This is a genomic window from Methanosarcinales archaeon, assembly GCA_014859725.1.
Classification (GTDB): Archaea; Halobacteriota; Methanosarcinia; order Methanosarcinales; family Methanocomedenaceae; genus Kmv04.
Genome location: JACUTQ010000127.1, coordinates 1 through 6751, shown reverse-complemented (window position 1 = coordinate 6751; position 6751 = coordinate 1). Strand labels below are relative to the sequence as shown.

The following is a 6751-nucleotide window of genomic DNA, read 5'->3' as shown; positions in this document are numbered from 1 at the left end:
GCTGTAATTAGTTAATTATCTTAAATCGGAAGTAGGGCTATTCGGAAGTACTGTAATAGCAGGATTGGTTAAATTATTTGGATACCTGTTATTTATCACAGCAGCTGTAGAGATCCTGCAGTTTAACATGATAACAAATTTCATGATCCAGGTAATGAACTACCTGCCAAGTCTTTTCACTGGTATAATCATATTAATCATAGGAATGCTAGCAATAGACTTCTTTATGGATTATATCAGTTCCATAATGAAAGGCATGAAGGTAGAAGGTGCCGATGTGTTTACACCATTATTAAAAGGATTTTTGTTCATCATCATCATCCTGATGGCCCTGGATGTCATGCTGGTGAATACCAGCATATTCTATATATTCCTGGGACCATTGGCCTGGGGATTCGCCATAGTAGTGGCATTTAGATGGGGAGTAAAAGAGGCGGTTGTTGCATACGCACAATCTAAAAAATAGGCCTCTTTTTCATTTTTCTTTTTTTTCACGTGGGATTTTGTACTGCACCACAGTAATCGCAATCCTGTAACATATCCTCTGCCGTTGTCATTACCTGTTCATCACGGCTGCGGTCCCTGTATACCGTGATTCCTTTACACCCAAGGGAATATGCCAGTCTGAAAGCCCTGGCCACGTCATCTTTTGAAGTATCATGCTTGAAATTAATAGTCTTGGACACTGCATTGTCCACATATTTCTGGAAAGCTGCCTGCAACCTGATATGCCATTCGTACCCGATATCATGTGATGTAACAAACAGTTGTTGTACCTGTTCCGGCACTTCATCAATACCAATAACCGAACCTGCTGCTGCTATTCTCTTGATTAATTCAGGTGAATAAAAACCTCCTTTTTTTGCAATCTTTTCAAAATATGGATTTGTGACCATCAGTTGTTCACCTTCCATTACGGTCTTGATATATGATATAGCATATATCGGTTCGATGCCGCTGCTGCATCCTGCAATAATACTGACCGTTCCCGTGGGTGCTATTGTTATCCGTGTGGCATTACGTACCTGGAATTTATCAGGGGAATCATAGATGCTGCTTTTGAAGTTTTCAAACACACCCCTGCGGTTTGCCAATTCTGCTGAAATCTGTGTTGTCCTATCACAAATAAATCTCATCACCTCTTCTGCAACCTTTACTGCTTCAGGTGAATTGTATGGTATGTCCAAACAGATGAGCATATCAGCAAAACCCATTATTCCCAGGCCGATCTTCCGGTTTCCTTTGACTATAGTGCTGATGGCTTCCAGGGGAAACTGTTCCATATCTATCACATTATCAAGGAAATGAACTGCAATATCCACTGTTCTACCCAGTTTTTCATAATCGATCTTGCCGCTGTGTACCATTCTTTCAAGATTTATTGAGCCCAGATTACATGCTTCATATGGCAGCAGCGGCTGTTCGCCGCACGGATTGGTGGCCTCGATCAATCCCAATTGGGGTGTGGGATTATCCCGGTTGATGCGGTCCAGAAATACCATGCCTGGTTCTCCGCTACTCCAGGCCGATTCTGAAATGAGATTAAAAATTTCAAGTGCGTCCTTACGTTTTGTGACTTTACCGGTCCTTGGATTCACCAGTTCATAACTTTCTCCCTGATCCACAGCCTGCATGAACCGGTCCGATACTGCTACAGATAAGTTGAAATTTGTAAGAATACCAGTGTCATGTTTTGCGGTAATGAATTCAAGAATATCGGGATGGCCTACACTCAGTATCCCCATATTAGCACCCCTGCGGCGACCTCCCTGCTTAATGGCCTGGGTGGCTGCATCGAAGACCTTCATAAATGATACCGGACCGCTGGCAATTCCGCCTGTACTTCCCACGATATCGCCTTTCGGTCTTATGTTGCTAAAACTAAACCCGGTGCCACCACCGCTTTGATGAATAAGTGCAGCATTTTTCAGGGTCTCAAATATCTCATCAAGGGAATCTCCCACAGGCAGGACAAAACATGCAGCAAGCTGTTTTATTCTCGTACCAGCATTCATCAATGTAGGTGAATTGGGCAGGAACTCGAGATTTGACATAACTGAAAAGAACTCATCCTCATAACTTTCTTCTCCATATATGCCATCGGCTGAAGCTATATATCTGGCAACCCTTCGAAACATTTCTTGAGGCGTCTCTATTACGTTCCCCTGTTCATCCTTCATCAGGTATCTGCGCCTCAATACTTTCAATGCATTATCTGAAAGTCCCATAACAGAACAGCCCCATTAAGATTAATAGCATTTATAACATAATCCCAATTATTATTAATAATAGTTGGTGAAACCGAAGATGGAAATGCTGGTGCATATCTGCTGTGCCCCCTGTGCAACATACACGATACAAAAACTAAAGGACGATGGTTTCGACCCAATAGGTTTTTTCTATAATCCTAATATCCATCCATTTACTGAATACCGCCGCAGGCTGGAAACACTCCAGCAATATGCAGAAGCAACGAGTCTGGATGTGGTGTACAGGGATGAGTATATACTGGAAGAGTTTATCAAAAGGGCCCTGGAAGTGGATGACAGGTGCAGTATCTGCTATCATATACGTCTCCAGGAAGCAGCCCGGCAGGCATCTGACAAAGGTTTTCCTGCTTTCACAACTACCCTCCTGATATCTCCATACCAGAAACATGAAATGATAAAGGATGTCGCAAAAACTCTGGCATCAGAGTATGGTGTGGATTTCTATTATCAGGATTTCAGGGAAGGATTTAACACGACGTTCCAATTATGCAGGGATATGGGGCTGTACCGCCAGCCTTACTGTGGCTGCATATTCAGCGAGAAGGAAAGGTACTACAGAAAGCTGGTTAAGGAATGATGGCAATTAAGGTTATCTTCGTTTGACATTGATGCAACACAGATGCGGCCATCGTGAACATCAAGCAGATCAAGACCTCTATCTCGAAATTTCTTCTCACTTCGGCCGACAGGCAGGCCATACCATCTGCTCATCTTATCATAACTGGTCTTTGCTTCGTCCTTTGACCTTGCCACCCTGCTTATCTGTTCCATGAGCAGCCTTAAATACAATTTTAAGAGGCTTCTTATCAGTTAGGTTTCAATCCTTTGACCTTCAGGCTGATAATTGATTTATTGACCTCTTGTATGATCTCAAAAGATATGTTCAGGGTCTCAATGATCATTTTCACAATTGGATCGTTTGCCATCAGATCCACGGTAAAAGGGGTTTCCTCTATTATGTTTACTTCATGAAAGCCTGCATTTTGGATAGCTTCAATGTAGTCATCTTTCTTGATGGCTCCAGCTATACATCCAATATATGCATCAATGGAATTTTTAATTTCAATTGGGAGTTCTTTCAAGAGCACAATATCTGAGACCATCAACCTTCCACCTGGTTTTAATACCCTGAATGCCTCTTTGAATACACGTTCCTTATCAGGAGAAAGATTAATAACACAGTTCGAGATTACCACATCCACCGTACTATCACCTGAAGGAATATTCTCAATTTCTCCTAGTCTGAACTCTACATTCGGATAATTTCCATTTCCTGCGTTCTTTCTGGCTTTTTCCAGCATCTCTGGGGTCATGTCCATACCTATGACCTTTCCTTCTTTCCCCACCCTGTCTGCAGCCAGGAAACAGTCAAATCCGGCACCTGAACCCAGATCAAGTACTGTTTCACCTTTTTCCAATGAAGCCAGAGCTACAGGATTACCACAGCCAAGGCCAAGATTAGCTCCTTTTGGGACTGCTTTAAGTTCGTCTTCAGAATACCCGATTTTCTTACCAATGTCAAATATGTCACCAGATTCACCACAACACAGATCAACAGGTGTACAGCAGGAACGTTCCTGCAATGCTATTTTAGCATATCCTTCCCGTACCGATTTTCTCATTTTGTTATCTTCCATCCTGAAAGCCCCTAATCTTTCATTATTTCGCTCATCAAAGGCCCAAGCATCTCTTTCACTAATTGTGCCAGACCCTCGTTCTTGATCAAGGAAATACAACATATCTCTCCGTCTTTTTCCCAACTGATCACAGCCAATTTATCACCGGCATTTATCTTTGCTTTCTCACGGATGTCTTTTGGGAGCACCATCTGACCCCTGTCATCCACGCTTATGACAGCCTCAACCTTACAACAGCCGATCCCAATATCGCCTGCACAATTTTGTTCATCGTTTTCAGCCATATTTATCACTGACCATTTGTTTTCTGAACACTTATCTTTTTCTGATAAATCTGAATTATATGATAAATCTGAAAAATAACAACAACATATCATCAGAAAAGCAACAAAATATATGCAAAAGATCCCATTCTATTCGTGAAAACCAAGAGAACATGGTAGAGATAAAAAGTTATATACTCATTAACATCCCAGTGGTATCCATATGACCCGTGAGAAATCCAAGAAATTATTTAACAAGGCAAAAAATCTGCTCCCCGGTGGAGTAAGCAGTCCGGTAAGGGCCATTTCCCCTTATCCATTCTATACTAAAAGCGCAAGTGGTTCAAAACTTACAGACGTTGACGGAAACACTTACATAGATTATTGCATGGGATACGGCCCGCTCATGCTGGGACATAACCACCCGGTTATTAAAGAAGCGATTACAAACCAGCTTGACAATGGTTGGTTGTATGGCACACCCACAGAAATGGAAGTGGAACTGGCTCAGCGTATCAGCCTCAATTACCCCAGCATCAATATGGTCAGGTTCGTTTCCACAGGCACGGAAGCCACCATGGGAGCTATAAGGGCAGCCAGGGGATATACTGGTCAAAGTAAGATCATCAAGATAGAAGGCGGATTCCATGGAGCCCATGATGCAGTATTGGTCAAAGCCGGAAGCGGCGCCACCACGCAGGGGGCACCGGATTCACTGGGCATACCAAGGGATTTTACAAAACACACACTTCAGGTACCTTTCAATGATATAGAGGCAATGGCGCAGGCAATGGATAGTTACAACGGCGAAGTAGCGGCTGTAATTATGGAACCTGTAATGGGAAATATCGGCCCTATTCTTCCTGAGGAAGGTTATCTCGAGGAGGTCAGAGCCTTGACAAAGGAAAATAATATTGTGCTCATCTTTGATGAAGTAATAACCGGGTTCAGGCTTGCCATGGGTGGAGCGCAGGAATATTATGATGTGATACCTGATATGACAACTATTGGAAAAATATTGGGCGGCGGTCTTCCCATCGGAGCGATCGGTGGCAAAAAAGAAATTATGGAACATATCTCTCCAGCTGGTAAGGTGTACCAGGCAGGGACCTTTAATGGTCATCCACTGTCACTGGCAGCAGCTATTACTACACTGGATGTGCTGGAAAAAGAAAAGGTCCATGATAAAGTGAACCAGATGGGAGACAGTTTGCGGGCCTGGCTGCGGGATTCAGTGAACGACCAGGGATTGGATTATAATGTGAGCGGTGTGGGTTCTATGTTCAAGATATTCTTTGGCCCAAATCCTGCAAATTACCAGGATGCACTGAAATGCGATAAGCAGGGTTATTTTGATTTCTTCCACAGGATGCTGGATAGTGGTGTATTCCTGCCTCCGTCTCAGTTTGAGACAAACTTCCTGTCTGCTGCCCATACAGAAGAGGACCTGAACACTACAGTAGAAGCCTACGAAGAGAACCTGAGGCCGTAATTGATGATAATAGGTACCAGGGGAAGTGCACTGGCTCTGGCGCAGGCCGACCTTGTAGCAGCCCTGTTGAAAGAGAAGGGAGTCGAGACCGAAAGGAAGATCATAAAGACCAGCGGGGACTCGTTCACTGACAGACCCCTGCATGAAGTGCCGGGTGTGGGTGCATTTGTACGGGATATTGATGACAGGATGCTTTCAGGTGAACTTGATATTGCCGTTCACAGCATGAAGGACATGCCTACAGAGCGTCCTGTGGAGTTAGCCACTGCTGCAGTGTTGAAGCGTGATTCCCCTTATGATGTATTACTGACAAGGGACGGTTCAACCCTGGATGATTTGCCCGAGGGCACCGTGATCGGTACTACCAGCATGCGCAGGCGATCCCAGTTGCTCAGGTACAGACCTGACCTGACCATCAAGGACCTAAGGGGAAATATCGATACCAGACGGCGTAAATTGAAAGAAGGGCAATATGACGGCATCCTGCTGGCAGAGGCAGGATTGCAGCGCATGGGCTGGGAACTGGATGTATATCAACTAGATCCTGACCACTTTTGTCCATCGGCAAACCAGGGAACGGTTGTTATTGTAACACCCAGGGGTTCAGAATCACACAAAGCGGCGGCTTTATTGGACCATACCAAGACTAATCTTGAGACAAAGCTTGAACGTATCGTGATAGGTATATTAGGTGGCGGCTGCCTTGTTCCTATTGCCGCTTTTGCAGAGACTGATGGTGATAATGTGAGGATCAGGGCAGAAGTACTGTCACTGGACGGTACAAGATTTGCCAAGGTGGATGAGGTTGTCTCACTTAAGAACTGTGAGCAAGAAGCTGCACGTTTGGGTCATTTGCTTGCTGAGCAGGGTGGTGCTGAACTGGTAAAAGAAGCTGTTGAAAAGTTATCAGGAATGTAGAACATCTTGCAGGAGGTGGATTTTCATATATCCCCTACAGTAAATTGACAAGCTTTCTTTACCTCTTAGACGGGACTTACAAAGACTACATGTTGCTGTTATCCTGTTTCGTTCTTTCAGCTCTTTTCGAACGCTCAATATGGCCCACCAGCATCATTATTTCTTGCTTAG

The 6751-nt window shown here is 44.0% G+C and carries 8 protein-coding genes; 4 read left to right on the top strand and 4 right to left on the bottom strand.

The window, feature by feature from the left end; translation table 11 throughout:
- Positions 1–64 precede the first annotated feature (64 nt).
- On the top strand, positions 65–466 hold the full coding sequence (locus IBX40_09895; protein ID MBE0524627.1) for a hypothetical protein: 402 nt from the start codon (positions 65–67) through the stop codon (positions 464–466).
- Positions 467–491: 25 nt separating this feature from the next.
- Here the strand turns inward: IBX40_09895 and IBX40_09890 are convergent, their stop codons facing one another.
- Positions 492–2228 (bottom strand): adenosylcobalamin-dependent ribonucleoside-diphosphate reductase, encoded by a 1737-nt coding sequence (locus IBX40_09890; protein ID MBE0524626.1) that lies wholly within the window; start codon positions 2226–2228, stop codon positions 492–494.
- A 79-nt stretch (positions 2229–2307) separates the two neighbouring features.
- Between IBX40_09890 and IBX40_09885 the strand changes: the two genes are divergently transcribed.
- Positions 2308–2847: an epoxyqueuosine reductase QueH gene (locus IBX40_09885; protein MBE0524625.1), complete on the top strand. Its 540-nt coding sequence runs from the start codon at positions 2308–2310 to the stop codon at positions 2845–2847.
- Here the strand turns inward: IBX40_09885 and IBX40_09880 are convergent.
- Genes IBX40_09880 through IBX40_09870 form a run of 3 tightly spaced genes read right to left on the bottom strand, consistent with a single transcriptional unit; the run spans position 2823 to position 4191 of the window.
- Positions 2823–3041 (bottom strand): hypothetical protein, encoded by a 219-nt coding sequence (locus tag IBX40_09880; protein MBE0524624.1) that lies wholly within the window; start codon positions 3039–3041, stop codon positions 2823–2825. The two genes, IBX40_09885 and IBX40_09880, sit on opposite strands and share 25 nt — an antisense overlap.
- 35 nt (positions 3042–3076) lie before the next feature.
- Positions 3077–3907: an arsenite methyltransferase gene (gene arsM / locus IBX40_09875; GenBank protein ID MBE0524623.1), complete on the bottom strand. Its 831-nt coding sequence runs from the start codon at positions 3905–3907 to the stop codon at positions 3077–3079.
- Between the two features lie 11 nt (positions 3908–3918).
- Positions 3919–4191, bottom strand: coding sequence for an AbrB/MazE/SpoVT family DNA-binding domain-containing protein (locus IBX40_09870; GenBank protein ID MBE0524622.1), 273 nt, complete (start codon positions 4189–4191; stop codon positions 3919–3921).
- Between the two features lie 202 nt (positions 4192–4393).
- On the opposite strand from IBX40_09870, the gene hemL reads away from it, so the two are divergent.
- Together hemL and hemC are read left to right on the top strand one after the other, a co-directional pair.
- Complete coding sequence (hemL, locus tag IBX40_09865; GenBank protein MBE0524621.1) at positions 4394–5662, top strand: glutamate-1-semialdehyde 2,1-aminomutase; 1269 nt, start codon at positions 4394–4396, stop codon at positions 5660–5662.
- Positions 5663–5665: 3 nt separating this feature from the next.
- On the top strand, positions 5666–6580 hold the full coding sequence (gene hemC, locus IBX40_09860) for a hydroxymethylbilane synthase (protein ID MBE0524620.1): 915 nt from the start codon (positions 5666–5668) through the stop codon (positions 6578–6580).
- The last annotated feature ends 171 nt before the right edge of the window (positions 6581–6751 follow it).